This is a genomic window from Brevundimonas sp. NPDC055311 (assembly GCF_053645695.1).
Window position 1 is genome coordinate 895,176 of record NZ_JBSHMV010000001.1, and the last position, 21,738, is coordinate 916,913.

Genomic DNA, 21,738 nt, shown 5'->3' on the forward strand with positions numbered 1-21,738 from the left:
GGGATGGCCTACTCCAAGCCATATGCAATAGCTGCACAGTCCAGCCCAACAATCAACGCTTCGGAGATCGCCGTTCGCGTTGATCCACTGGAACTGAGTGTGAGCAAGTTCGCCCCCTTCCCCGCCACCTCCCGCAAAGCCCAGACAGCACGCCCTAGCCGCTCGACGTCGCTCTTGCCCAGCGCGCCCCGAAAGGTCCGGTCTTCCTCCTGGATCATCGCCTCAAGGTCGCGCACGAACTCCTCCCGCTCCCGGCGCTTCTGGGCAAAGCCTTCGCCGCCACGGACGATGTTGCGCAGGGCTGGGTCCAGCGTCGGAGGGGTCAGGCCCTTCTCAGGGTCCAGCATTTCGTAATCCGCCCGATAGCGGAGCCCGGCCGCGTGCTGGGTGCGCGTGATCGAACCAGCCGTCAGCAGGGTCTCCAGCCCGTCGCGCGAAGCGCGGGGCGCTCCCCTCGCCTTCTCATGGTCGGACACGCCGATGTCGAAGCCGCGCAGGGCCTCCAGGCTCCGCAGCTCTTCGAGGTTCTCCTTCGCATCCCGCTCGAGGATGCGGGCATCGATCTCGGCGTCCAGGGCGCGGAACATGCGCTGGCCGTCCCGCTGCTGGTCCAGGTCAGGCGACGCTACCTTGGCCTCGGCCGCCATGAACCGCAGCGCCTGGCTGTCAGTTAGCCGGACGCCCCGGATAGACACCGGCGCCGTGTTGTCATTCGCCGCCTCGACGTTGTCGTTCGCTCCTATCACCCTAGGCATGGAGGGCTTGGCGTAGCGCTTCCGTTGCTGGCGCTTCTTGGCGCGGTCGGCCTTGCTCATCGGGAGTTCTCCAAATTGCAGCTCAGAGTGGATCGTCCCTTGGCGGCCTGTGTTAGCTTCACCGTATGACACGTGAATGGGCGAGATTCTGGATTGCGATGGCCGTGATGTCTGTCGCGGGTGTGGCAGCGGCCTATCTGGCGCTGGGGCGGCCTTGGAATTTCGGATCTGTGGCGGACTGGCTTGTTGGTAGCGCGACTCTGCTGGCTGTCTGGGTGGCTCTGCATACTGCTCGAAGGCAGGGGGACCTGGCGCTGGCGGTCGCACGTGAAGAACGTGAAGAACGAGCCAAGACACAACGGGAAAGCGAAGAGCGCCATGCGAAGGCAATGATTTTCGTCGCAGAGTATGGTCGGGTTAGCCTTGAACTGCTTTCCGACACGACGGCGAAAGCAGGTTCCCTCAAGGGGCTTGAGAGGCCGATTTCGACTATGGAAATTTGTAAGATCACGACACGAAGTCTGCAAAATTTCATCTCGTCGTATGTGCATACTAATCATGTTCTTCACGCACTTCTTGAGGTTGAAGCTCGCTGGGGTGTCGCGGTTAACTGTGCCGACCTGCGAATAGCTCTTCACGACGATGCCGCTGAAGCGTCGTGGGAAAATGCTATTGGGCAACTGGACCATGCATGTGGTCAGTTGGCGAAACGTTGTGTTGAGGCTGGCGTAAGGCCCGCACTGAGCGACTCTATTCACGTTCAACGGCGCTTGGGCGCTGCTATGCAACAATAGACTCGTGCTCACGCCGCTTCTCCTCCGGCAAACAAGTCAGGTTTCGGATCATTGGCCGGCGCCGGCGCGTGCCCAAACTCCGCCAAGAGGGCGGACGGGACGCGGCAGGCTGGATGGCCCGGCCTGGGTCCGGCGTCGTCGGACGGCCAGTGGCCGTTCAGGCGGTACTCCCGCAACCAGCGGCGCCAGCGGTCGGTCTCGGAGGGTGCAGATCGGCTCTGCGAGGCGGCCAGGGCAGTCTTCGGAGCTTTCGCGATGTCGCCTCGGCACCACTTACGCCAAGCCGCCGCCCAATCTGCGTAGCGGTGATCCTTCGCGATGCACTGGTCGCGGAAGTACGTCGCGAACCTTCTCACGTCGAAGTTGGCCCCGACCTCTCGGGCCTCTGCCTGCATGGCTTGGATCAACTCCTCGGTCGGAAAATCATCCGGTAGGGAGACCTTGGGCTTTCTGCGTCCCCCCTGGGGGGTAGGGGGGATAATCTCCTCTCCTCCTCCATCCTCCATCTGATCAGACTTTCCCGTACCAGTACGCGACTGGTCGCTTGCCGGTTTGGTCGCAGTCGAGGGCAGGCCGACATATTCTCCAATCTTTTCAGTGATCGGGTGGATAGCGTTCGGCTTCTGCGGGCGCTGGAACTTGCGGAAATCCTTGATCGCTCCGAAGCGTTTTCCCTCGAAATCGTAGTCCTGGACGAGATCCACCGCGACGAGTTCGGCCAGCAAAGCCGACGCATCGGCGCCGTCGCCGGGGAGCAAACGCATCTTGATCTGGAGCGGCTTCCACTCGAACAGGCCCTGATCGTCGGCGTCGGTCCAGAGACCGATGTAGAGGATGCGCGCGAGCGGGCTGCACGAGACCCACGCCTCATCGGTGAACAAGCTCGGGTGAACTGAACGAATCCTAGCCACGGTTGACGCCTCCCTCGAACGGAACAACCGCGGGGAGCACAGGCTCGTTGACCAGATGGCCGCCATCGTAAACCGACAGGTAGCTCAACAGGCCGTCAGTTTTCAGGTCGACGAGCGCTTGATGGACGACTGGCGTTTCGACATTCGCCATTTCAGCAAGCGCGTCCAACGACGTCAGGCAGGGTACATACCCTTCGTCGTCCTCGGGCTGCCCGCTGTCGTGGACGACGTACACAAGCAGCAGCTTGTGAAGCGGGCTCCGCGTCTTGGCGCGAAGAGCAAAAGGTACAGATTTGAGGCTCATGCCGCGCTCCTGTCAGTGATGAGGTCGATCTCAGCCCGGTACTGCTGGGGCTCGGAGCCCTCGGAGCCGTGGCGGTTCTTGGCGATGATGACGTCCATCACCGTGCGCTTCAGGGCGACCTCGGCCTCCCAGAGCATGTGTTCCTCGGTCCCGGCCTTCGGCTCGGCCTTCTGGAGGTAGTAGACCTCGCGGAAGGGGAACAGGACGGCGTCGGCATCCTGCTCGATGGAGCCTGACTCCCGCAGGTCCGACAGCATCGGGCGCTTGTCATCACGCTGCTCAACCGAGCGGTTCAGCTGGGACAGCAGGATGATCGCGATCTTGGCTTCGCGGGCGAGCGTCTTCAAAGCCCCGGTCATCTCCGCGATGGCGGAGGCCTCGTTGCGCCCAGCCAGGGCAGGCCGGCGCATCAGCTGGAGGTAGTCGATCCCGATCGCGGCCAGATCGCCGCGGCGCTTCATGGCCCAGACGGCGCGAGAGACGTCTTCAACTGACACCCCCGCCCTATCCCGCAGCCATAGGTTCTTCGGGATCTCGCCCTTCACGGCATGGAGCGTCTGCAGGTCGAACGAGGTCAGCGGCGCCACCTTGGCGATGTCGGAGAAGCTGACGGGCTGCTCATGCGTGGCCGTCAGACGCGACAGGGCTCGGTCGTTCAACTGGTCGGTGTCCATCTCCAGCGAGAAGCCGGCGAAGAGCTTGGTCGGATTCCGCAGGGCGGCGCCGTAGAGGACGTTGCCGAGCAGCGCCGTCTTGCCCATGCCCGGACGTCCGGCCATGACGATCACCGATCCCGGCATCAGGCCGCCGAGGCGCTTGTCGATCGACGACAGGCCGGTCTGCACACCCTTGGGCTTGCCGGTGGCGACTTCCAGCTCCAGCCGGTCCATTCGGGCCAAGGCGGCGTCATGGGCGTTCACGAACAGCGCGTCTTCCGGCGCAGCGCCACGCTCGGCTGCCTCCAGATCAGCACGAACCAGCGCCACGGCCTGATAGCCCGATAGTTCGGGGTTGCGGGCCTGATGCATGGCGTCGGCCGCCATTTTGATCAGGCGGCGGCGGACGGCGGTGTCAGCTACCAAAGCGGCGTAGTCCCGCGAACGGTTGGACGGCGGGGCCCGGTCGACCAGATCGAACAGGTAGCCGAAGCCGCCGAACTGCTCGAAGGCGGGGTCAGCCGTGAAGGCCGCTTGTAGCGTCGTCGGCTCGGCCAGCTTCCCGGCCGTCACAAGCCCGTCGATGGCAGCGTAGAGCCGCTGATGGAACGGCTCGCTGAAGTCCTCGGCTGTGACGACGTCATGCACCTGGCGGTGGACGTCGTTGTCGAACATCAGCTGGCCCAACAGGGCTTGTTCAGCCTCCAGGTTCAGCGGGAGCGCGTTGGCCGCTTCTTCGGCGTCGCGGGGATCGTCCATCATGCGGCCTCCGCGAACTTGTCGGTTTCATTGCCCCACACGGTCCAGCCATTGCGCGGCGCGCGGGCGAACAGTTCCAAGCGGGGGCCGTCGCAATAGCGTTCTATCCGGCTGTGGGCCTCCGAAGGCTTCCGGCTATGCTCCTGCCGCGGCGCGGTGATGATTTGATGGATGGCCTTCGAGAGGCGTTTCGGGGCGCCGCGGCGGCCGAGCAATACCAACTCGGCGTTCTGGCGCGTGGTGTAGCCCATGCCCGTGAAGAGGTCGCGGCGATCCATGAACAGGACGCCGTCATCATCTCCATCGGGCTGCTTTCGACGCTTCACCCACACGAAGGCGAGGCTGGAGTAGCGGAAGCCCCAAGCATTCATGACAAGGAATGCCTGCTGGAGGTGCGGTCCCGTTGTCCAGAGGAACAGGTGACAGTCCTTGGCGGCGACGTCGGCCACCGGAAGAGCCTTGATCTCGGCCAACGACATCGTCCGGTAGTGGTGCGATGGCGAGCGACGGGTCTGCCCCTTCGGGGATCGCGATGCGTGATGCCAAGGCGGGTCGGCCAGGATGCATGAGTAGGGCCCGGCGGGCAGCGGCTCAATCATCGCCGCCCCCATCATTCGCCGCGGTCAGCCGCGCAAAAGCCTGTTCCGCAGCCGCGTTCTTCACCGCCTTGGGCAGGCGGTAGATGGCGCACACGTCGGCAGCGACCGAGTTCAGCGCTGTGGCGGTCTCGACGCGGCCGATCAGGGGCCAGCGGAACTCGGCGGCGATGTCGATCAAGTCGCCCAGAAGCGCGGCCTGTTCCTTCGGATCGGCCACGTCCTGCATCAGAGAGCGTACTGTCCGGCGCGCGGTCATGCGCAGGAACATCGCGCGAGAGGAGCGAGCCTGTTGGCTGGTCGCGTTCTCCCGGCTGCGGTCGATCCGTTCAACGAGGTACTTTTCACGCTGGCTCACGCAGCTCTCCCCTGATCCCAAGGGGTGGACTCGGCGCGACGGGCCGGGCGGCGCTCGCCAAACCCAAACGCCTTGGACGCGGCAAGCACCCTGCCGACCGCTCGCTGGCGATGGGCGGGACAATAGGTCTCGGTCGCGCCAGTAGCGGCGGGATCGACCGGCTGACCGCAGCACATCTGCCCGGCGCCCGAGATCTCTCCGACCGGCCATGAGCACTGGAACCGGCGGCGGTCGATCAGCAGGATCGAGGTGTCATTCGCAGCCTCTGTGAAGCCGTCGATGATCCCGGCGCCATGCTTGGCGAAATGCTCGCGCTTCTTCGCCGCCTCTGCTGGGCTGGAAGGCGCGAACCGGCCGAAGCTGGGCGCGGGGGCGGGCTTGTCGATCTTGATCCCGCCGGTCGCCCGGTTGCGTTTGACCGGAGGCGCCGAAGGCTCGCGGCGCGACAATCGCGCAGCCGAATCAGGCCCAGACCATCCCATGCGATGGACCTTGGCGACCACAGCCGAGCGTGAGCGGCCGGGGATTATCTTCGAGATATCCGCCGCCGATTTGCCCTCAGCCCAAAGCTTGCGGAGAGCCTCGACCTCGTGGTGCGGCCAAGCGTCATTGTTGCCGTGATGGGTCATGCTGCGGCCTCCAGAATGGTGGGACGGATTTCGACATCGACGCCGGAAACTTCGGCGTAGCGTTTGCGAGCGATCAGGCTGACGACCAGAGCATCGTCTCTGAACGCGACCTTGTTGCAGCCGTCGAGAACGGCCTTCACGACGTTGTCGAGGTCGGGAAGCTTGGTTGGGGCGATCTCGCCAGCCAGCATGGCGCAGCGCTTCTTGCGGCTGCTGGAAGCGGCTGGGGTCATCCGGATGTTGACGACGACCGTCAGGGGGCAATCGAGCGGAGCGCGATCACCGAGGGCGCGAGACGCCGCCAGCTTGACGAGGTTCTCGTAGCTGGCGGTCTTGCTGTCGGTGAACATGCGAGCATGGCCGCCAATGGTCGTGGCGCGGGGCCGGCCCTTACCGCGAGGGTCGCCCGGAATGGTAAAGGCCAGCCCCGACATCAGGCGGCCTCGTCTTCGATAGAGTCGTCGCCGTGGTCGTTGGCCACGTCCTCGATGTCGATCTGACCGTCGTCGCCCTCGTCGCCTTCTTCGTCATCGCCAGCGGCGGCGGCCGTCGCCTTGGCTTCCTCAAGGCGCGTCTGGAAGGCACGGCGCACAGTGCCCTGGCCTTCTTCGTGACCCTCGCCATACGACTGAGCGCAGTCGAAGGGGCAGTCTTCCGGCGGCTCGTTGGCCCAACCGATGCCGGCGATGCCGTGCTTGACGCCGAGCTGACGCCACTTGAGCTGGATGCGGACGGGATCGGGCGTGGCCTCGGTGCCGTACAGCTCCAGTTGCGTACCGACGGGCTGCGCCATGGCTTCGGCGTAGTGGTCGCTGGCGACGCGGTCGGCCTTGTAGTCTTCAGGCGTCCATTCGAGCTTGCGGACCTCGTCGTCCAGCTTGCCGAGGATGTGGCCCTTGGCCTTCAGGCCCTTGCGGAAGGCGCTGATCTGATCGTTCAGGGCCTTCCGCTTCAGGTTCCACTGGACCTGTTCGTTGGCGGCCATGCGGATCTCGTCATGGCTGGGCAGGCCGTTCGCAGGCGGCTCGTTGGGGATGCTTCCGATCGTCCCTTGGACTTCGGGATACTCGTCGTTGTCGTTGGCCATCTGGCCCTCCATCAAGACCGCTCAACGGGGCGGTCAGTCCCGTTCGGTCAGCGCTGTTGGGCGCGCGCTTTGCACTGGTGGTAGAGCGACAGCAGCGAGCGCAGCGCCCCCTTCACCAGAGGCAGGGACGCGGCGCCGTCACGGCGGCAGAACTCGTCGTCAGCGGTCCGGCGAATGATCTCGGAGACCAGGTCGCCGCTCTCGGCCGAAAACTTCGCCAGCTCAGCCTTGAGCGTTGCGTCGTCGATCACCTCAGCCGGGATGAAGACGCCGCCCGCACGCAAGGCGATGTGTTCGGCCAGGGCGGTTCCGCCCTTCTCGGCCAGCTTGCAGGCGTCGCTGAACGACAGCCCCGTGCGGGCATTGGCCGAGGCGTCCTCGTCGCTCACGGTGTAGGCCCACCAGACCTTTCGATCAGCAGCGGTCGCCATCCTCTCAGCGCCGCCGAGTTGATTCATGGCGTCGCTGATCGCCTCCCAGACAGTGCCGGGCTCGCGGGGCTTCATCGGTGCGAAGTTCTTCATTTGTTGCCCTAAAGGCCAAGGTTTCGTTCAGGGGCGACCGACCCTGGTGATCAGGCGACGGTCGGGCTTGGTTGTTCGGGAGAAGGCGATTGAGCTTCGTCATTCGCGGCGTGAGGCTCTTCCACGGGTATGCGCGGGAAGAAGGGAGCGAGCGTCCGCTGCGTGAGGTCACGAGCCTTTGCGGCCTCGCGCTCGGCGGCGAGGACTTCGCGGATCGCATCGATCTCGAACGGCAGCGCGCCGGTGATCGTCGCCAGCGCCTTCAGCGCATCCGCCTCGCGACCTTGGACGGCCAGTTCGTTGGCGCCGATGATCAGGCCGTAGACCGTCCCAGCGTTGATCAGGACTTCCTTGCGTCGAAACTGGAGGGCGGCCGATGACAGCATGTCACGCAGCCTCGCTGGCGGGGGCGTCGTCGTTGGCTGGCGTTGCTGCCGCCGCCTGGGCCAAGCGCTCCAGCGTCGCTACAGCCCGCGGGCGCCAGCTCGCTTTCTGCCAATCGATCAGCGTCGTGTACGGAACGCCAGATCGACGTGACAGCGAGGGAAGCCCTTCACTGTTTGCAGCATGTGCGATGACGCTAAGAATGCGATCCAGGTCTTCCATATGAAGGAAGATACGAAACTTCGTATTTGGTCGCAAGAGAAATACGAAACATCGAAGTTACGAAATGTCGTAGCACGTGCCAGAGAATGGTCCATGGACCTAGCTGAACGTCGTCGCGCGCACTTCCTCGACTGGCTTGATGCTTCCGAGTGGAACGCCAAGTCGTTGGCCGAGCACGTCGGCATCCCCTACACGACGCTTCACAGCTACACGAAAGCCTCCGGCTCCCCGACCCGAAGCCTGCGCGGCGACACCGAAGCGCAGATTGCAGCGAAGCTAGGCCTCTCGATCGAAGACCTTTTCGGGAGCCCGGCCCCCACGAACTTCATCCGCGCTTGGCGTGAATCGATGTTCTGGACCGAAGCGGAACTGGCCGAAAAGATTGGTTCCGACGAAGCCTATGTGCGGGGCGTTGAGAGCGGCGACATCCCCCTTTCGCCGAAGGTGCTTCTACGTTTTGCCGACGGTTTCGGCGTGCAGCCAGGCCGGCTCAAGGCGGATCCAGCCGACGTGAACGTCGAAGCAGCGGAGCTATTCTCGCACATTGCACCTGAAGACAGGCCGCGTGCACTTGAGATGCTAAAGGTGTTTGCGCGCACAGGCACAGAAGGCTAAGCCTGCCCACACAGAACAACGTTCTACACGGGTCCTCATGCGCAACAAGATTATAGCGGCAGTTGGCGCCGCAGCCGTCATCGGCGGCGCCTTCGCGGCTAGCGCCATTCTCAGTCTGGAACCGACGGTCCCAGCTTCAACGAAGGCGATGCATGAAGTGGGCCCAGGCTTCTTTGTTGTCGCGGTCCAGCCCAATGCCGATCCAGCAACGTTCGAAGATCTCGCCGGCCTTAAATGTCTGGACGTCGACAATTGCATGGTCGGGTTCTGGAAGCAGGGCGAAGAGCCGACCGCCCTCCCCTTCACCGAGGCGCAGATCAAGGCTCAGCTCTTCGCGTACGCGGTCAATCGCGAGACGGGGTTCCGGCGGGTGGCTTGGGATTGTGCGGCCTACCCGGCGACGCCCCGCAAGGCCTGCATGGCTAAGGCTGGGTGAGTGCGGAGGCAAATGCCTGCAACTACCGCGGACGGTGAAGTGAGGTGCTGCGCGGTCCACCATCTCATAATGACATATTGAATGGCGTGGAGGGGGAATGAGAAACAAACTGATTGAGTTGCACGTCCTCCCGCCTTTTGCCGACTTTGGCTCAGATTGTCGTTGACTTTTATGGCAACAATTTTAGAGGCTGTGCGTAATGGTGACCTGGAGATTTTCGAGGTGCCGGAATGGGAGCAACGGCTCCCCGAAAGGAAGTTGTGGCTTGCACCTGCGCTCTGGGACCAAATCGACAACGAGCCTCGGGCTCATATCTCTTCAGCTAAGCTAGGCGGAAGAACTCCCTACGAACACATGGATGGCATGTTTTCAGATTTCCGATGCGGCGAACGTGCGCTAGGCCATTCCGAAATCAAGCGCATGATCCCCAACTCATCAGGAGTGTGGGAAATGCATCCACCAGGCCTGAGAGTTTTTGGGTGGTGCCCCGAACCTCATGCTTTTGTTGCTGTTTCGGTAGCTATCGTCGAGGATCTGAAAGCAGATACCAAGCTCTACGACAGACACCGCGATGGCGTCATAGCTTTTGCCAAGGCTAAAGGCCTGTCCTCAACCCTCACACTTGGTGATTATCGTGCCCTCTTCCCGCAGAACAACTGACCTGAGACGAAGGACCTATTTGGCCCTGGTTTCGCGCGTGGAAAGCCAACTGCGCGATCTTTTCATCGCGCGTTGCGACGCTGGAGATTTTAATCAAGCCAAGCTCGCAGAGAAGCTGGGAGTGAACAGGTCAGTCGTGAATAGGCGGCTGACCGGACGTTCTAATATGACGCTCGAGACGCTTGCAGATATGGTCTGGGGCGTGGGCGGATGTATCGACGTTGAAATATTCGATCCTGCAGAGCGGCATCACTTGAATCATCCATTGGCTCAGGATGTCAAACTGACGTGGGCGGCATCCGAAGAACCGGCAATCGTGCGGCCTCTTGCAACCCAGTCATGGTCGATGACGGTACCCGCATGACAGCGGCAGTGTATAAAAGGCGTTCCCTCCCTTCGTTATATGGCAGGGTGATCTTTGCCGAGGACGCTCGCATTGAGATGGGCGGCCAGTTCTCTCTTATAGGATGCATCCCGGTCGGATTGGCCGAGGCATCTTTTCCCGCAACTATGGCAAAGCTGGCCATTCTCGTTGAAATCACTACAGCCTGGGACCTCGAGCCGAAAGAACTTGTTCTCAAGGTCTTTCTTCCTGGCGCTGCCGAGGACGCGCCGCTGATAGAAATGCCGATTGAAATGCGTTCTGTGGAGAAAGCTTCTCCAGAGGAGCAAGATGGCCCTTATCCGGGCGAACAAATAATCCGACACTTCGTTTTGAACGTTCATCCAAACGTGGTTCTTCAGCAGCCGGGAGAAATTCGTGTCCGTGTCTTTTACGGAGATGAATACGTGGCGATCGGCAGCTTGCCGGTCAAATTGCAGGAAGAGCCGGACGCTTCCGTGGACAACAATTGAAACATGTAGTTCGACATGAACTGCTGGCCCCGCCCCACCAGGCGGGGTTTTTTCTGTTAGACCAGATCTAGCTGCTGCTTCAGCGCCTCAACTGCTTCCGCTGTCAGGTGGAACGGCATTTGGTGCGAAATGCCCTCGATCAGGAACGAGATGACGACGCCGCCCATGTCGTCGGCCAGGATATCGAAGCCGTCGATCTCCAGGGCGGTGACGTTTCGCTCTTCAGATGTTCCGGGCGTCTGCTTGGTGGCGTACGCTATAGCGAGGCCGGCAAGGCCTGGGAGCTTCTCGCGCGGAATCGCCAGCGCGATCCGGCCCGCCTCTTTCGTCTCGAACCGGAATAGCCCGTGGTCTTCATCCACAGTTGGAGCGGCTGCGAGCGAAGTGACGGTATGTGCGTCCATGGGCGGCAGACTAACACCAGCAGCGGAATTGGAAACGGCGGCCCCTGATGGAGCCGCCGTCTTTTGTGATGGCCACGGTTAGGCTGCGAGCAGGCGGAGGGAAGCCCTGAAGCTTAAGCCCGGGGCCTGCGGGCTAGTGCCTGTGACTGAGGCCTTGTCGCCCGACCAATCGCCATGGAGGTTGATCGTCACAACGTCCACCCCAAAGACAGAGGGCAGGTGAGCGGCATGTCGGCCCGTGGTGATGGTGGCTGAAAAGCTGCCCCCATCAACGGAATAGGTGCCTGTATAGAACAGCGCGGAATCGCCTCCACGGACGCTCCCGTCCTGCAGCACGATCACCCCATCGCCTTGCCCCATGGGGGTCGCAAAGCTTACAGCGTAAAGACCGTTCTTCATGATCCCGCTCCTTAAAGCGCGCACTGCTTCGTGCGCTGGGCCTCTTGGATGCCCTGGATCCGCGCACGGATAGCCTTATCGGCGTCGGACTTCGCCATCGCATTGCCGATGCCGTAGTCGCCGAGGAAGCCAGCAACCGAACGCCAGTCAAAGTCGGCAGTCTCAGCCACTTGGGTCTGGATTTGGTTCGCGCGGATCAGCTCAAGGCGCAGGTCGTTGCAGTCCATTGCTTCAGCCTCGGCCGACGACCACTGCGTGGCGATGGGATAGCGCTTCGTTGCGCAGGCAGACGTGACGGATGCGGCGACGACCAGCGCCGCCACGATGGCGATCTTCTTCATTCGGGATGCCCCAGAGATATGCGCCCAAGCCCCCTGCTCGGACATAACGCTGTCATATCACGTTGTTTTCATCCGTCTAGATAACGCAGGTCAGTAACGGGCGTTTTCGATCCACTAGGCTGCATCCTCGTCTATTGCGTCTCGTGCCGAGGGGTCGACCTGGGTCCAAACGTCCCCAGCAGCACTGCAGTCGATCTTGAAATAGGCGATATCGTCCGGAGGAGGATCGGGCTCGATAGCTGGAACGTCGCCATACACCTCGACCATGCGAGGCTCCTCCCAAAGGTCGATGTCAGGATAACCCACAACCGAAAACACGGCGACGCCATGAGCGCCCGTGAACAGGGCCTGACCGCCTTCGATCGCGCGCTCGCGGTTCAGAAACTGATGAACCTCGCCGCCTGTTAGGGCTCCTCCTCGATCCCAAAAGGCCTGTGCGCAATAGATCGTTTTCCGGGCCATTCTGGCTCTCCTTCTCGTCCATGGTCGCGTTAACGAATCAACGTTCGCGCTCAGGAGTCGAGTCAGGCGCTACTCCGTCACGTCCGATTCTGGCGCAATGGAAAAATACGAAGAAACGTATTTCGCGCTTGCATAAATACGAAGTTTCGTATTTTCTCTCTCCATCAACCGGAGAGACCTCATGTCCATCCATTCCACAAACGACCGCGTCGAAGCGTCTGCCCTGGCGGCGAATGACGACGCGCCGAAGCTGAACAAGCGCCAGGCCTCGAAGGTCGCGACGCGCGAGAAGCTGCTGCACACCGCCCGCGTCCTTTGGGCTCCGACGGGTAGCTATGAGCCCGTCACCATCCGCGACATCGCCGCTGCCGCTGGCATGTCGACAGGCGCGATCTTCGCGAACTGGCAGGGCAAGGAAGAGCTGTGGCGCGAAGCCATGGGTTACGAGCCGCCGGTGGACTGCGAGGCCGTCCGCGCCGCGCTGAAGGCCCAAGCCGCCCAAGCACGGTGGGCTGCGTGATGGGCCCGGAAACCTTCACTCCCGGCGAAGCTGTCCTGATCCCCGCGCGCATCGTTCGTCCTGTCGGGACCCGCTTCGGCGACTGCGGCTGCGCGATCATCGAAACTGGTTGGGGCCGGTACGCCCTCGACTATCGCGGCGACGCCATCACCCACGGCTTGGCGCGCGGCGTCATCCTCGCCCCGTCCAACAGCGGCGCAGGCAAGTGGGACGTGCAGGTCGAGAACGGCCTCGCGGGCGTCGTGATCACCGTTCCCGGCGACATGCTCGCCTCGGCTCTCGAGCCTCTGAGGAGCGCTGCGTGATGCAACACATCTCCGAAGTCATGCCCGGCGTCGTGGCCGGGATCGCCAAGGCCGGGAATGTGAACCTCGCCCTGGTCCCGCCGAGCCGCCAGCCGCTGTTCGTGGTCGAAGGTCCGAAGATTCTGGACCGCCGCACCCGCCGCCGGATGACGGTCGATCAGGCCACGCAGGAAATGCTGCGCCTCGCCGGTGAACTGGCTGCGGCCGAAGACCCGGGCCTCCTGATCCCAGTCGTCAATGCGCTGGCGTGGGCCATTCGGGACGCTCGGGAAGCGGAAAACGATCCCCTGCCCCCGGCGAGCATGGCGCGAGCCGCCTGATGCGCCGCGCCCTCGAGAACGGCGCCGCCGTAGCCGCCTGCATCCTTTTCACCGTCGCCGTTGCGATCCTCGCCGGCGCTCTATCCGAACCGAGGTGGCCATGAACCGCGAAGCCTCCACCGACTATCAGGCCGTCAACCGCGTCGGCCGGATCGTGAAGACCTTCTCCGACATCGAGATTGGCCGGGCCTGGGTCCGCGAGAACTCCTCGTTCTATGGCCGCTTGGAGCTGTTGGAAGTCGAGACCGTCGTCACCACGCGCCGGGTTTATCGGCCGCGTCCGAAGCCCGTCCAGTCGCTCGCGATCTCCCGTCCGGCCGAGCCACGGCTCACCGCTTAATCCAAGCCTCGACACCCTTTTCGCCCCCGAACCACAGGAGCCCGCCGTGGCCCAAGCCCTGCGATCCGTTGAAGACGAAACCCCGCAGACCGCGCTCGTAGCGCAGGTCAACGCCAACCCCGGCCTGGTCCTCTTGGACAAGGAGCGGTTCAACCAGTTCTACGAGGCGATCAAGGCAGAGACTGACAAGCTGGTCCCCGACCTGACGACCGAGAAGGGGCGGAAGGAGATCGCCTCCATGGCCTTCAAGGTGGCGAAGACGAAGACCGCAATCGACGCGGCCGGCAAGCTGCTTAACGAGGAAGCACGGGCGAAGATCAACATCGTCGACGCCGCCCGCCGCGACATTCGCGAGAAGCTCGACGCGCTGAAAGACGAGGTCCGCCGTCCGCTCACCGAATGGGAGGCCAAGGAAGAGGAGCGCATCGCAGCTTGCGAGGCCCTGATCGGCCGGATGAAGGCTGCCGCCGTTGTCTCGCTGGACGACACCGCCGGCGCAGTTGCAGATCGGCTGGCCAGCGTGAGAGCTTTCGCTCTGGACGAGGGGCAGTTTCAGTCCCTGCTTCCCGCCGCCCTCCAGCAGCAGGCCGCCACCGTCGAGACCCTGACCGCGGCGCACGCTCGCTTGGTCAAGGAAGAGGCCGACCGAGCCGAACTCGATCGCCTGCGCGCTGAAGCCGCCGAGCGAGCCGAGCGCGAGCGAGCCGAAGCCGAAGCCAAGGCCGCTGCCGAAGCGGCCGAGCGCGCCAAGCATGAAGCTGAGGCCCGCGCCGCTCGCGCTGCCGAGGAAGAGAAGGCCCGCATCGAAGCCGCCGCCAAGGCCGCCGAGGAAGCAGCTCGCGCCCAGGCCGAGGCTGCCGCCCGCGCCGAACGTGAAGCGGCCGAGCGGGCCCACGCCGAAGCCCTCGCTGCCGAAAAGCGTCGCGCCGACGAGGCCGAGGCCGCGCGCCAAGCCGAGGCGGACCGGATCGCCCGTGAAACGGCCGCGCGCGAAGCCGAGGAGAAAGCTGCCGCCGAAGCCGCAGCAGCCCGCGCCGCCGACATCGAGCACCGCTCCAAGATCATGGGCACCGCCAAGCAAGCGATCATGGGCCACGGCGTCGGTGAGCAAACCGCTCGCGCCATCGTCCTGGCGATCGCTGCGGGCGACGTGCCGAACGTCAGCATCCGGTTCTGATGATGACGAACCGCATCGGCTTCATGGTCTGGAACCCGGCGCGCGGCATGCCGACCGTGGTCCACGACACCATTGAGCAAGCTTCGGCCGAGGCTGAGCGACTGACGCGCCAGAATCCCGGCGAGCACTTCATCATCATGTCGCCGGTGCTGAACGCGACAGAGGCGAACATGGGCCGCGCATGGAGCGATGGTGCCCGGTTTATGGGCGGGATGCTGGAACGCGCCGAGGCCGACGCCAAGGTGATGATCGACGGCGCGCTCGAGCACGAAGCGAAGATCAAGCGCCGCTTCGCCGTCATCGAGCGCGACCAGCGTCGTTTCCAAGCGATCGTGGCCGACTGCCTACTCTGGTTCGACGGCTTCCGCGCCGCCCATTCCCCCAAAGACAGTTGGGAGCGGCCGCACGTCCCTGACCGCGAAGCCCTGCGCGAACTGAACGCCGCCCTGCAGGCGCTGGAAGCGCCGCAACCCGAGCTCGAGGAGATCCCGTTTTGACCCTTCATAACCCCCTCCCCATGCCCACGTCGGGCAAGATCAGCGAGCCGGGCGTCTATGCGCTCGACATTTCCGCTTACCATGGCCAGCCGACCGTCGGCCCGTCGATCAGCTCGTCCGGTCTCCGCACCATCTGGGCCCAGAGCCCGGCGCACTACTACGTCGACAGCCCGCTGAACCCGAAGCGGGCGCCGCAGCCAGATCGCCCGGCCTTCGCTCTCGGGCGTCTGGCGCACAAGCTGTTGCTGGAAGGCTCCGAGGGTCTGTCCGAGGAGTTCGTCACCCGGCCCGAGCAGTGGTCAGACTGGCGGACCAAAGACGCCAAGCAGTGGCGCGACGACATGGTCGCCGCCGGGAAGACGGTGATCACGGATGCAGACTTGGCTGCCGTCACCGGCATGGCCGAAGCGCTGGCTCGTCACCCCCTGGTCGAGCAAGGCATTCTGGACGGCTTCGTTGAACGCTCCCTGCTCTGGAAAGACGCGCAGACCGGCGTCTGGCTGAAGAGCCGCCCCGACGTGGTGCCAAACGCCTCGGGCCTGTTCGCGGACCTTAAGACGACCGCTAGCGTGGCTGACGACGACCTGGAGCGGTCCCTCGCCGGGTTCGGCTACCACATGCAGGCCGCCCTGGTCGGCATGGCTTCCCAAGCCGTCCTCGGCCGCCCGATGGAAGAGTTCGCCCTCGTCTGGGTGGAGAAGGCCCCTCCCCACTGTGTCCGCGTCACCGTCCTGACAGGCGAAGACCTCGACCGGGGCCGGATGCAAGTGCGCCGCGCCATCGACCAGTTCGCGCAGTGCCTGGAAACGGGCGTCTGGCCCGGCCCCGGCGGTGATCGCCAGGACGCAGAATATCTGACCCTACCGCCTTGGGCGGCGAAGCAGATCGACCAGCGGCTCGAGGTCATCGCCGCTGAAGCCAACGACAACACCCCGAACAGCGAGATCGCCGCATGAACGCTCAAGTCCCTGCAACCCGTCAGGCTGCGCCCAAGCCGGCGATCATGGCAGGAGGCGCGGTCGCCGCGCTGGTCCCGCAATCGCTGGACGAGGCTTTCCGTGTGGCCCAGGCCATCGCGGCGTCTGGTCTCGCTCCTCGCGGTCTCGACAAGCCGGAGCAGGTCATGGTCGCGATCATGGCCGGTGCGGAGCTGGGCTTAGCCCCGTTCCAGGCGCTCCAGTCATTCGCCATCGTCAACAACCGCCCGACCCTCTGGGGTGACGGCCTGATGGCTGTCGCTCGCGCCCAAGGCATCAAGGCTCGCGAATGGATCGACGGGGACGGTGACACGGCCGTAGCTCATTGCGAGGTCACACGCCCCGACACTGGCGAGACCATCGCCCGTTCGTTCTCGGTCTCCGACGCCAAGAAGGCGGGCCTCTGGAACAAGCAGGGCCCGTGGCAGCAATACCCCAAGCGCATGCTCCAGATGCGCGCCCGCGCCTGGGCTCTGCGCGACGGCTGCGCGGACATGCTTCGCGGCTTCCAGGTTCGCGAGGAGGTTGAGGATTATCAGACCGTCTCTGCCCGCGCCGTCCCTGCCGAGCGCCCGAACCTCGCCGCCCGCCTGGCCGCGCCCAACGACGCCCCACGTGAAGGCTTCTCGGCCGTCCACGGTATCGATCCAGAAGACACCATCCCCGATTTCGACGCGGACACCCCCTCCGACGCCGCGTCGAATAAGCCCGCGTCTGACCCCGCCTCCGACCCGTCAGACGCGGGCGACCCTTTCCCCGGCGACATCCCCCTCGCCGAGGATACGACAGCCAGCGGCGCTGAGGCCGACGCCGATGAAGGGACGTCGCTGGCTGTCGACACTATCGCTTGGGCAGATCGCCTGATCGCGGACCTGCCGTTCCTGCGGCCGGAGCAGATCGAAGCCCTCGAAACCGACCGGAAGGAGCTGGCGAAGTTCGCCGTCCTGAAGGCCACCGACATGGCGAAGGCGCGCGAACTCGAAGCCGCCATCACTGCCGCGAAGGGGGGCTGAGCCGTGATACGCGCTTACGAACAAGTCCTCCGCGTCGTCGATCTGGAAACTACCGGGCTGGAACCGCCTGCGGCCGAGATCATCGAGCTTGGCTTCCAAGACGTCCGCCAAGGCGAGTGGGGCGAATGGCTTCTCGACGACGACACCTGTGGTCAGGCGCTGTTCGGCTGCGAGAGGCCTTGCCCGCCCGAGGTGATGGCCGTCCACCACATCCTGCCGTGGGAGATCAAAGGCCGCCCGCTCTTCCAGTCGCGCTCCGCTGAGGACTGGATGGAGAGCCGCGCCTTCGGTCGATCCGCTGATGTCTACGTCGCGCACAACAGCAAGTTTGAGCAGGCCTTCCTGCCGGACTTCCGCGCGCTCGACGGCTCGACCCCGGCAAAGTGGATCTGCACCTACAAGGCGGCGCTCCGCATCTGGCCGGAAGCCCCGGCTCACACGAACCAGGTGCTTCTCTACTGGCTTGGGCTGCACAACGAGATCGACGAGAAGCGGCGTCACCCGCCGCACCGCGCGCTTCCCGACGCCTATGTCACCGCGCACATCCTCTGCAGGCTCCTGCAGAAAGCGACTGTCGCTGACCTGATCCAGTGGACGGTTGAGCCGCCGCTCATGCCGACCTGCCCGATCGGCAAGTTCCGGGGCCAGAAGTGGGCCGACGTCGAAGCTGGCTTCCTGAACTGGATGTTGGCGCAGGCCTCGATGGAGGAAGACCTCAAGTGGAACGCCCGCCGCGAACTCGAGCGGAGGCGCGGCGCATGAAGCCCGCCGTCTCCATTCTGCAGGATCGGGCCGAAGTCGAGATCCACGACCGCAAGCCGCTCACTCGCCGGGAGATCATCGAGCTTTCGGTGCGCCAAGGCGGCAAGTGCGGCTGCGGCTGCGGCGGGCGTCTCAATGCTCTGACCGAAGGCGTGATCGACGAACACGTCCTGGCCCTCAACGCGGGCGGGACCAATGACCTCTCCAACCGCGCCCTTTGGCGGAAGCCCTGCGCCACCGAGAAGACCAAGGCCGACCGCTCGGCCGACGCCAAGATCAAGCGCCTGCGCGGAGAGACCTGCGCGGCCCCGACCAAGCGCCCCCTTCAATCACGCGGCTTCGACAAGACCCGGACCAAGCGGTTCGACGGCTCTGTTGTCGCGCGCCCTCAGAAGGCCCACGACCATGCCTGAATCAACCAAGAGCCCGGCAGAGGTGCTGGGGGCGGAGGAGGATGACGCGTGGACGTGGTTGAACGGCCACGTTGAGACATGTCCAGCTGATAGGATTTATTCGGCTGATGAGATGGTTGACGCATTTATGGCCGGTCAACGCGCTATTTACGCTCGCGCTGCGGTCGTCATTGAAGCGTTGGAAAAGACGAGAGAGCGCATCCAGACGTGGCCGATTGACGATCACGAACATTGCATGTGCGGCTCGACTATCGAGTCTCATGACATGGGAAGCGGACACTGCCCCGTTTCGCAAGGCGATCATGCCGTAAGCTTAATTGTCGAAGAAATTAACGCCGCCCTCCGCCAAGCCTCCCGCCGTGGGGGTGAGGCATGAGCGGGTTCCTTCCTGTCCTTCCGCACCACGACGCAGAGACCGTCGCGCGCATCCATGCCTTCGATGCATGGGATGCGGCGCATCGTTCCCGCACCCCGTTTGCGGGCCTTGCTATCCTGCCGAAAGTGACACGCTCGAGCATCTACTTCGCGTGGCGTCACTGGCCCCACCTGCTCTGCTGGCAGTGGATGGCTGTTTGGCACTGGAGCGGACACCGGAGGCGGTTCTTTGAGGTCTGGCGCAGCGGCCCAGGTGCTGCTGGCGGCTTTCACATCGTCATCAGGCTCTTCTGGCTCGGCTACTTCTCATATCAGCGGCAAGCGAGCGACCGCATAGCCGCTCTTGGTCCGCGCTGGGCTGACGCCCCCGTTATCTTCCCGCGCAAAGGAGACCGGGCATGAGCGGGGTGAAGCATACGCTGCGGCAGATCGTCGACGTGCTCGCGCATGTCGGTGAACGCCCCGGGCCTGTCGCGACCCACTGGATGGCGACCGCTGCCGGTTGCCCCGGCGATACCGCCAAAACTCGCCGCCTCCTGAAAGGTCTTGAGGCGCAGGGGCTGGTCGAGGGTGTTGCGGCGTTCAGTGGCGGCGTCACGCGCTGGTGGAAGATCACAGACGCAGGACAGTCCTTCATCGCCCGCGCCCGTGGTGAGCAGGACGGGGGTGGCTCATGATCGCCGCCCTCTACGTCGAATCCAACGGCGCATATTACGGCCTGGAAGGCGTGGATCCGTGGGATCAGGTCCGCGACGCCCGCCTATATGACGGACCGCACCCCGTGGTCGCGCACCCGCCATGCCAGCGCTGGGGCAAGATGTGGTTCGGCCAGCCCCTGACGGTGAAGAAAACCGGCCGCCGCAAGACCAAGGGTTCCGACGCCGGATGCTTCGCTGCCGCCCTGACCGCCGTGCGCAACTTCGGCGGGGTGCTGGAGCATCCGTGGGACTCTCATGCATGGGCGTGGTTCGGCCTGACGGTCCCTGACCGCAATGGTGGCTGGGTCCGAGCCGATCAGTTCGGCGGCTGGACCTGCTGCGTCGAGCAGGGCCGTTACGGTCACTACGCCCGCAAGCCGACGCTGCTCTATGCAGTCGGCTGCGATCTGCCGGAACTGGCGTGGGGTCACAGCCCCATGAACCTTGACCCCGCCGTAGTCGAGCGCATGGGCCTCAAGCGCGCCAAGCGCCTCGGCGAGGTCGGAGCGCGCGGCGGCGGCACGGACAGCACCCCGCGAATCCACACCCCCGAACCCTTCCGCGACCTCCTGATCGGCATGGCCCGGTCGGTTCGTCTCGATGAACTTCCTCTTTTCAGGAGCGCAGCATGACCACCCCTCGCGTTACCGTGCCGGTTGAGTTAGCCGAACGCATCAAGTCGTTTCTGTTGCAGGCACGAGAAGACCGCAAGAACAGCGGCAGAACCAAGCAGGCGCTAGAAATCAACGCCATGCTGCACGGTCTAATCACCGCGCCAGCAGCCCCCGCGCCGGAAGGCGGGGCGGTGGAACAACATGTCGAACAGTTGCGCCACCCCGAAGGCTCGGCGGTCACGGTCCTTTCCGACAACCCCCACTTAAACGGACAGCCCAACAGCAGCAGCTTCCTCGCGGGTGGCTCAGCATCCCCGGCCAAAGCCGGTTGCGCAGCTCATGCTGCAGCAGTTCTCGCTTCACAGGGAGGTCCAAGATGACCTTCCTCCACGAACGCGGTGCTTCCGCGCATGATGTTTCGAGCAGCATTGGTGTCGGCGTGGTCCCCATGACCACAAGCGATGCACTCGAAGACCGCTTGGCTCTTGCGGCTTCTAGCGTCAACGACCCCACATTCAGCGCACGTCTGCGACGTGTACGCAGCGGGAACGTAGACCAATCGTCCGCCCGCTGCCCTCATTTTGTACTCAAGTTGGCTAGCGAAGATACTCCAGCCCTGCGCCAGAATGGAGCGGTTAAGGCCACGCTTTTGCGCAACTCTACGCCCTGGCTTCTCAACCGTTCCCTTTGCGCTGGCGGTCATCGCGCGGACGTTCAGATCTTCCAATACCACCACCCCAAAACGCGCGGCGAGACTCGTACTCGCTACATGAAGATGATGGGACCGCACTCGCGCAATCTTAGACGCAATACGGGCAACGGCGTGCCGCTGCTTCCTATATCTCGCCGATCCGCGCTTACGTCTCGCAAGAATGCGTTGGGCCCTCCTACGTCGCTTCTCCATGGCACCAATGTCAGGCAGGCGAATATGCTCACCGGTCGAGAGCGAAAGCGTCGTCGCTATGCCCCGGTCAATCCCAACCACGGCCGTAAGGCCCAGGGAGACGTCCTGCACATCCGCCGAAAAAACAATGTCCCAGCGCCCCCCCGCATTGAGGACCGTCACGTTCATAATATTGCCGGCAATCTCGCGCGATTTCCGGTAGCGAACCCAACCTATGCGGGGCAACCGTACCTCCGCCCAGCGACCATTGATGGTGCGCTTGGCCAAGTCCTTCCATGCCAAACGGATGCTGGCGTTGACGCCCTTCTTCCGGAAAAACGGGTACCCACCGCCACGAAAGAAACCCTCAAATGCTTTGTCGAGGTCGCGCAAAGCATATTCGAGGCAGGTTCTAGGAACGGCAGCTATGAAATCGAACTCGCGTCGGAGTGCCGTCACCTCAAGCGACTGCTGACCCCACGAAAGGTTCTTACCTCTCGAAGCTTTGTACTGACGCCAGAAATCACGCCTCTGCTCAAGCGCGAGATTGTACACAAGGCGCGTGACGCCGATCCACTGGCCCAGCGTCTCGGCCTGTTCTGGCCTTGGATACAATCTGAACCGGAAGGCTTTGTGCACGGCCACAGATTAGCAGAACCGCGGAGTCTGATCCAATGACCCACCCCCTCACCC

36 protein-coding genes are annotated in these 21,738 nt (G+C 63.7%); 20 read left to right on the forward strand and 16 right to left on the reverse strand.

Annotated features, from left to right (window positions below):
• Window positions 1-8: 8 nt before the first annotated feature.
• Window positions 9-815, reverse strand: a complete 807-nt coding sequence (locus ACWIDZ_RS04300) for a hypothetical protein (RefSeq protein ID WP_453988897.1) — start codon at window positions 813-815, stop codon at window positions 9-11.
• Window positions 816-913: 98 nt separating this feature from the next.
• Here ACWIDZ_RS04300 and ACWIDZ_RS04305 point away from each other — a divergent pair, with 98 nt between their 5' ends.
• Complete coding sequence (locus tag ACWIDZ_RS04305; RefSeq protein ID WP_453988899.1) at window positions 914-1,549, forward strand: hypothetical protein; 636 nt, start codon at window positions 914-916, stop codon at window positions 1,547-1,549.
• Between the two features lie 8 nt (window positions 1,550-1,557).
• Here ACWIDZ_RS04305 and ACWIDZ_RS04310 read toward each other — a convergent pair whose 3' ends face one another.
• Genes ACWIDZ_RS04310 through ACWIDZ_RS04355 form a run of 10 tightly spaced genes read right to left on the reverse strand, consistent with a single transcriptional unit; the run spans window position 1,558 to window position 7,759 of the window.
• Entirely contained in the window at window positions 1,558-2,430 is an 873-nt protein-coding gene (locus ACWIDZ_RS04310) for a hypothetical protein (RefSeq protein ID WP_453988900.1), read from the reverse strand.
• Window positions 2,431-2,452: 22 nt separating this feature from the next.
• Window positions 2,453-2,764 carry a hypothetical protein gene (locus tag ACWIDZ_RS04315; protein ID WP_453988901.1) on the reverse strand — a complete coding sequence of 104 codons (312 nt, stop codon included), beginning with the start codon at window positions 2,762-2,764 and terminating at the stop codon, window positions 2,453-2,455.
• The gene (locus tag ACWIDZ_RS04320) at window positions 2,761-4,182 is read right to left on the reverse strand and encodes a replicative DNA helicase (protein ID WP_453988902.1); all 1,422 of its coding nucleotides are present in this window, start codon (window positions 4,180-4,182) and stop codon (window positions 2,761-2,763) included. Before ACWIDZ_RS04320 ends, ACWIDZ_RS04315 begins: the two co-directional genes overlap by 4 nt.
• On the reverse strand, window positions 4,179-4,793 hold the full coding sequence (locus tag ACWIDZ_RS04325; protein WP_453988903.1) for an MT-A70 family methyltransferase: 615 nt from the start codon (window positions 4,791-4,793) through the stop codon (window positions 4,179-4,181). The genes ACWIDZ_RS04320 and ACWIDZ_RS04325 overlap by 4 nt, the downstream gene beginning before the upstream one ends.
• Window positions 4,771-5,133 (reverse strand): hypothetical protein, encoded by a 363-nt coding sequence (locus tag ACWIDZ_RS04330; RefSeq protein ID WP_453988905.1) that lies wholly within the window; start codon window positions 5,131-5,133, stop codon window positions 4,771-4,773. Before ACWIDZ_RS04330 ends, ACWIDZ_RS04325 begins: the two co-directional genes overlap by 23 nt.
• Window positions 5,130-5,762 (reverse strand): GcrA family cell cycle regulator, encoded by a 633-nt coding sequence (locus ACWIDZ_RS04335; RefSeq protein WP_453988906.1) that lies wholly within the window; start codon window positions 5,760-5,762, stop codon window positions 5,130-5,132. Before ACWIDZ_RS04335 ends, ACWIDZ_RS04330 begins: the two co-directional genes overlap by 4 nt.
• Complete coding sequence (locus ACWIDZ_RS04340) at window positions 5,759-6,196, reverse strand: RusA family crossover junction endodeoxyribonuclease (RefSeq protein ID WP_453988907.1); 438 nt, start codon at window positions 6,194-6,196, stop codon at window positions 5,759-5,761. The genes ACWIDZ_RS04335 and ACWIDZ_RS04340 overlap by 4 nt, the downstream gene beginning before the upstream one ends.
• A complete protein-coding gene (locus tag ACWIDZ_RS04345; protein WP_453988908.1) occupies window positions 6,196-6,849 on the reverse strand; it encodes a hypothetical protein in 654 nt (217 codons plus the stop codon). The genes ACWIDZ_RS04340 and ACWIDZ_RS04345 overlap by 1 nt, the downstream gene beginning before the upstream one ends.
• A 47-nt stretch (window positions 6,850-6,896) precedes the next feature.
• Window positions 6,897-7,373, reverse strand: a complete 477-nt coding sequence (locus ACWIDZ_RS04350; protein ID WP_453988909.1) for a hypothetical protein — start codon at window positions 7,371-7,373, stop codon at window positions 6,897-6,899.
• A 50-nt stretch (window positions 7,374-7,423) separates the two neighbouring features.
• Window positions 7,424-7,759, reverse strand: a complete 336-nt coding sequence (locus ACWIDZ_RS04355; protein WP_453988910.1) for a hypothetical protein — start codon at window positions 7,757-7,759, stop codon at window positions 7,424-7,426.
• A 313-nt stretch (window positions 7,760-8,072) separates the two neighbouring features.
• Between ACWIDZ_RS04355 and ACWIDZ_RS04360 the strand changes: the two genes are divergently transcribed.
• The 5 genes from ACWIDZ_RS04360 to ACWIDZ_RS04380 all read left to right on the forward strand — a co-directional run bounded on the left by ACWIDZ_RS04360 (window position 8,073) and on the right by ACWIDZ_RS04380 (window position 10,545).
• Window positions 8,073-8,594 carry a helix-turn-helix domain-containing protein gene (locus ACWIDZ_RS04360; protein ID WP_453988911.1) on the forward strand — a complete coding sequence of 174 codons (522 nt, stop codon included), beginning with the start codon at window positions 8,073-8,075 and terminating at the stop codon, window positions 8,592-8,594.
• A gap of 37 nt (window positions 8,595-8,631) precedes the next feature.
• Window positions 8,632-9,030, forward strand: a complete 399-nt coding sequence (locus ACWIDZ_RS04365; RefSeq protein WP_453988912.1) for a hypothetical protein — start codon at window positions 8,632-8,634, stop codon at window positions 9,028-9,030.
• Window positions 9,031-9,192: 162 nt separating this feature from the next.
• The gene (locus ACWIDZ_RS04370; RefSeq protein ID WP_453988913.1) at window positions 9,193-9,690 is read left to right on the forward strand and encodes a hypothetical protein; all 498 of its coding nucleotides are present in this window, start codon (window positions 9,193-9,195) and stop codon (window positions 9,688-9,690) included.
• Window positions 9,691-9,709: 19 nt separating this feature from the next.
• Window positions 9,710-10,054 (forward strand): helix-turn-helix domain-containing protein, encoded by a 345-nt coding sequence (locus tag ACWIDZ_RS04375; protein ID WP_453988914.1) that lies wholly within the window; start codon window positions 9,710-9,712, stop codon window positions 10,052-10,054.
• Window positions 10,030-10,545: a hypothetical protein gene (locus ACWIDZ_RS04380; RefSeq protein WP_453988915.1), complete on the forward strand. Its 516-nt coding sequence runs from the start codon at window positions 10,030-10,032 to the stop codon at window positions 10,543-10,545. Before ACWIDZ_RS04375 ends, ACWIDZ_RS04380 begins: the two co-directional genes overlap by 25 nt.
• A gap of 56 nt (window positions 10,546-10,601) precedes the next feature.
• Here the strand turns inward: ACWIDZ_RS04380 and ACWIDZ_RS04385 are convergent, their stop codons facing one another.
• The 4 genes from ACWIDZ_RS04385 to ACWIDZ_RS04400 all read right to left on the reverse strand — a co-directional run bounded on the left by ACWIDZ_RS04385 (window position 10,602) and on the right by ACWIDZ_RS04400 (window position 12,151).
• Window positions 10,602-10,949, reverse strand: a complete 348-nt coding sequence (locus ACWIDZ_RS04385) for a hypothetical protein (protein ID WP_453988916.1) — start codon at window positions 10,947-10,949, stop codon at window positions 10,602-10,604.
• A gap of 78 nt (window positions 10,950-11,027) precedes the next feature.
• Window positions 11,028-11,348, reverse strand: a complete 321-nt coding sequence (locus ACWIDZ_RS04390; RefSeq protein ID WP_453988917.1) for a hypothetical protein — start codon at window positions 11,346-11,348, stop codon at window positions 11,028-11,030.
• A gap of 11 nt (window positions 11,349-11,359) precedes the next feature.
• Window positions 11,360-11,689, reverse strand: coding sequence for a hypothetical protein (locus ACWIDZ_RS04395; protein ID WP_453988918.1), 330 nt, complete (start codon window positions 11,687-11,689; stop codon window positions 11,360-11,362).
• A 114-nt stretch (window positions 11,690-11,803) separates the two neighbouring features.
• Window positions 11,804-12,151: a hypothetical protein gene (locus ACWIDZ_RS04400; protein ID WP_453988919.1), complete on the reverse strand. Its 348-nt coding sequence runs from the start codon at window positions 12,149-12,151 to the stop codon at window positions 11,804-11,806.
• A gap of 181 nt (window positions 12,152-12,332) precedes the next feature.
• Here ACWIDZ_RS04400 and ACWIDZ_RS04405 point away from each other — a divergent pair, with 181 nt between their 5' ends.
• The 14 genes from ACWIDZ_RS04405 to ACWIDZ_RS04470 all read left to right on the forward strand — a co-directional run bounded on the left by ACWIDZ_RS04405 (window position 12,333) and on the right by ACWIDZ_RS04470 (window position 20,542).
• Window positions 12,333-12,671, forward strand: a complete 339-nt coding sequence (locus tag ACWIDZ_RS04405) for a helix-turn-helix domain-containing protein (protein WP_453988920.1) — start codon at window positions 12,333-12,335, stop codon at window positions 12,669-12,671.
• Window positions 12,668-12,976 (forward strand): hypothetical protein, encoded by a 309-nt coding sequence (locus ACWIDZ_RS04410; RefSeq protein ID WP_453988921.1) that lies wholly within the window; start codon window positions 12,668-12,670, stop codon window positions 12,974-12,976. Before ACWIDZ_RS04405 ends, ACWIDZ_RS04410 begins: the two co-directional genes overlap by 4 nt.
• Window positions 12,973-13,296 carry a hypothetical protein gene (locus ACWIDZ_RS04415; protein WP_453988923.1) on the forward strand — a complete coding sequence of 108 codons (324 nt, stop codon included), beginning with the start codon at window positions 12,973-12,975 and terminating at the stop codon, window positions 13,294-13,296. The genes ACWIDZ_RS04410 and ACWIDZ_RS04415 overlap by 4 nt, the downstream gene beginning before the upstream one ends.
• Before the next feature lie 100 nt (window positions 13,297-13,396).
• Complete coding sequence (locus tag ACWIDZ_RS04420) at window positions 13,397-13,636, forward strand: hypothetical protein (protein WP_453988924.1); 240 nt, start codon at window positions 13,397-13,399, stop codon at window positions 13,634-13,636.
• Window positions 13,637-13,874: 238 nt separating this feature from the next.
• Window positions 13,875-14,813: a hypothetical protein gene (locus tag ACWIDZ_RS04425; RefSeq protein WP_454077658.1), complete on the forward strand. Its 939-nt coding sequence runs from the start codon at window positions 13,875-13,877 to the stop codon at window positions 14,811-14,813.
• Between the two features lie 47 nt (window positions 14,814-14,860).
• Window positions 14,861-15,310 (forward strand): hypothetical protein, encoded by a 450-nt coding sequence (locus tag ACWIDZ_RS04430; RefSeq protein WP_453988926.1) that lies wholly within the window; start codon window positions 14,861-14,863, stop codon window positions 15,308-15,310.
• A complete protein-coding gene (locus ACWIDZ_RS04435; RefSeq protein WP_453988927.1) occupies window positions 15,307-16,266 on the forward strand; it encodes a PD-(D/E)XK nuclease-like domain-containing protein in 960 nt (319 codons plus the stop codon). The genes ACWIDZ_RS04430 and ACWIDZ_RS04435 overlap by 4 nt, the downstream gene beginning before the upstream one ends.
• Entirely contained in the window at window positions 16,263-17,300 is a 1,038-nt protein-coding gene (locus ACWIDZ_RS04440; RefSeq protein WP_453988928.1) for a hypothetical protein, read from the forward strand. The genes ACWIDZ_RS04435 and ACWIDZ_RS04440 overlap by 4 nt, the downstream gene beginning before the upstream one ends.
• Before the next feature lie 3 nt (window positions 17,301-17,303).
• On the forward strand, window positions 17,304-18,062 hold the full coding sequence (locus ACWIDZ_RS04445; RefSeq protein WP_453988929.1) for an exonuclease domain-containing protein: 759 nt from the start codon (window positions 17,304-17,306) through the stop codon (window positions 18,060-18,062).
• A complete protein-coding gene (locus ACWIDZ_RS04450) occupies window positions 18,059-18,475 on the forward strand; it encodes a hypothetical protein (RefSeq protein WP_453988931.1) in 417 nt (138 codons plus the stop codon). Before ACWIDZ_RS04445 ends, ACWIDZ_RS04450 begins: the two co-directional genes overlap by 4 nt.
• Window positions 18,468-18,851 carry a hypothetical protein gene (locus ACWIDZ_RS04455; RefSeq protein ID WP_453988932.1) on the forward strand — a complete coding sequence of 128 codons (384 nt, stop codon included), beginning with the start codon at window positions 18,468-18,470 and terminating at the stop codon, window positions 18,849-18,851. The genes ACWIDZ_RS04450 and ACWIDZ_RS04455 overlap by 8 nt, the downstream gene beginning before the upstream one ends.
• Window positions 18,852-19,248: 397 nt before the next feature.
• Window positions 19,249-19,527, forward strand: a complete 279-nt coding sequence (locus tag ACWIDZ_RS04460) for a hypothetical protein (protein ID WP_453988933.1) — start codon at window positions 19,249-19,251, stop codon at window positions 19,525-19,527.
• Window positions 19,524-20,180: a hypothetical protein gene (locus ACWIDZ_RS04465; RefSeq protein ID WP_453988935.1), complete on the forward strand. Its 657-nt coding sequence runs from the start codon at window positions 19,524-19,526 to the stop codon at window positions 20,178-20,180. Before ACWIDZ_RS04460 ends, ACWIDZ_RS04465 begins: the two co-directional genes overlap by 4 nt.
• Window positions 20,177-20,542 carry a hypothetical protein gene (locus ACWIDZ_RS04470; RefSeq protein WP_453988936.1) on the forward strand — a complete coding sequence of 122 codons (366 nt, stop codon included), beginning with the start codon at window positions 20,177-20,179 and terminating at the stop codon, window positions 20,540-20,542. The genes ACWIDZ_RS04465 and ACWIDZ_RS04470 overlap by 4 nt, the downstream gene beginning before the upstream one ends.
• Here the strand turns inward: ACWIDZ_RS04470 and ACWIDZ_RS04475 are convergent.
• Complete coding sequence (locus tag ACWIDZ_RS04475; RefSeq protein ID WP_453988937.1) at window positions 20,500-21,690, reverse strand: RNA-guided endonuclease InsQ/TnpB family protein; 1,191 nt, start codon at window positions 21,688-21,690, stop codon at window positions 20,500-20,502. The two genes, ACWIDZ_RS04470 and ACWIDZ_RS04475, sit on opposite strands and share 43 nt — an antisense overlap.
• Window positions 21,691-21,738 lie beyond the last annotated feature (48 nt).

What these genes read in the sequence shown, in the direction of transcription:
- ACWIDZ_RS04300 (WP_453988897.1), bottom strand. Translation starts at nt 815, where the DNA reads ATGAGCAAGGCCGACCGCGCCAAGAAGCGCCAGCAACGGAAGCGCTAC.
- ACWIDZ_RS04305 (WP_453988899.1), top strand. Translation starts at nt 914, where the DNA reads ATGGCCGTGATGTCTGTCGCGGGTGTGGCAGCGGCCTATCTGGCGCTG.
- ACWIDZ_RS04315 (WP_453988901.1), bottom strand. Translation starts at nt 2,764, where the DNA reads ATGAGCCTCAAATCTGTACCTTTTGCTCTTCGCGCCAAGACGCGGAGC.
- ACWIDZ_RS04320 (WP_453988902.1), bottom strand. Translation starts at nt 4,182, where the DNA reads ATGATGGACGATCCCCGCGACGCCGAAGAAGCGGCCAACGCGCTCCCG.
- ACWIDZ_RS04325 (WP_453988903.1), bottom strand. Translation starts at nt 4,793, where the DNA reads ATGATGGGGGCGGCGATGATTGAGCCGCTGCCCGCCGGGCCCTACTCA.
- ACWIDZ_RS04335 (WP_453988906.1), bottom strand. Translation starts at nt 5,762, where the DNA reads ATGACCCATCACGGCAACAATGACGCTTGGCCGCACCACGAGGTCGAG.
- ACWIDZ_RS04340 (WP_453988907.1), bottom strand. Translation starts at nt 6,196, where the DNA reads ATGTCGGGGCTGGCCTTTACCATTCCGGGCGACCCTCGCGGTAAGGGC.
- ACWIDZ_RS04345 (WP_453988908.1), bottom strand. Translation starts at nt 6,849, where the DNA reads ATGGCCAACGACAACGACGAGTATCCCGAAGTCCAAGGGACGATCGGA.
- ACWIDZ_RS04350 (WP_453988909.1), bottom strand. Translation starts at nt 7,373, where the DNA reads ATGAAGAACTTCGCACCGATGAAGCCCCGCGAGCCCGGCACTGTCTGG.
- ACWIDZ_RS04355 (WP_453988910.1), bottom strand. Translation starts at nt 7,759, where the DNA reads ATGCTGTCATCGGCCGCCCTCCAGTTTCGACGCAAGGAAGTCCTGATC.
- ACWIDZ_RS04360 (WP_453988911.1), top strand. Translation starts at nt 8,073, where the DNA reads ATGGACCTAGCTGAACGTCGTCGCGCGCACTTCCTCGACTGGCTTGAT.
- ACWIDZ_RS04365 (WP_453988912.1), top strand. Translation starts at nt 8,632, where the DNA reads ATGCGCAACAAGATTATAGCGGCAGTTGGCGCCGCAGCCGTCATCGGC.
- ACWIDZ_RS04380 (WP_453988915.1), top strand. Translation starts at nt 10,030, where the DNA reads ATGGTCGATGACGGTACCCGCATGACAGCGGCAGTGTATAAAAGGCGT.
- ACWIDZ_RS04385 (WP_453988916.1), bottom strand. Translation starts at nt 10,949, where the DNA reads ATGGACGCACATACCGTCACTTCGCTCGCAGCCGCTCCAACTGTGGAT.
- ACWIDZ_RS04390 (WP_453988917.1), bottom strand. Translation starts at nt 11,348, where the DNA reads ATGAAGAACGGTCTTTACGCTGTAAGCTTTGCGACCCCCATGGGGCAA.
- ACWIDZ_RS04395 (WP_453988918.1), bottom strand. Translation starts at nt 11,689, where the DNA reads ATGAAGAAGATCGCCATCGTGGCGGCGCTGGTCGTCGCCGCATCCGTC.
- ACWIDZ_RS04400 (WP_453988919.1), bottom strand. Translation starts at nt 12,151, where the DNA reads ATGGCCCGGAAAACGATCTATTGCGCACAGGCCTTTTGGGATCGAGGA.
- ACWIDZ_RS04405 (WP_453988920.1), top strand. Translation starts at nt 12,333, where the DNA reads ATGTCCATCCATTCCACAAACGACCGCGTCGAAGCGTCTGCCCTGGCG.
- ACWIDZ_RS04420 (WP_453988924.1), top strand. Translation starts at nt 13,397, where the DNA reads ATGAACCGCGAAGCCTCCACCGACTATCAGGCCGTCAACCGCGTCGGC.
- ACWIDZ_RS04425 (WP_454077658.1), top strand. Translation starts at nt 13,875, where the DNA reads ATGGCCTTCAAGGTGGCGAAGACGAAGACCGCAATCGACGCGGCCGGC.
- ACWIDZ_RS04430 (WP_453988926.1), top strand. Translation starts at nt 14,861, where the DNA reads ATGCCGACCGTGGTCCACGACACCATTGAGCAAGCTTCGGCCGAGGCT.
- ACWIDZ_RS04440 (WP_453988928.1), top strand. Translation starts at nt 16,263, where the DNA reads ATGAACGCTCAAGTCCCTGCAACCCGTCAGGCTGCGCCCAAGCCGGCG.
- ACWIDZ_RS04450 (WP_453988931.1), top strand. Translation starts at nt 18,059, where the DNA reads ATGAAGCCCGCCGTCTCCATTCTGCAGGATCGGGCCGAAGTCGAGATC.
- ACWIDZ_RS04455 (WP_453988932.1), top strand. Translation starts at nt 18,468, where the DNA reads ATGCCTGAATCAACCAAGAGCCCGGCAGAGGTGCTGGGGGCGGAGGAG.
- ACWIDZ_RS04460 (WP_453988933.1), top strand. Translation starts at nt 19,249, where the DNA reads ATGAGCGGGGTGAAGCATACGCTGCGGCAGATCGTCGACGTGCTCGCG.
- ACWIDZ_RS04465 (WP_453988935.1), top strand. Translation starts at nt 19,524, where the DNA reads ATGATCGCCGCCCTCTACGTCGAATCCAACGGCGCATATTACGGCCTG.
- ACWIDZ_RS04470 (WP_453988936.1), top strand. Translation starts at nt 20,177, where the DNA reads ATGACCACCCCTCGCGTTACCGTGCCGGTTGAGTTAGCCGAACGCATC.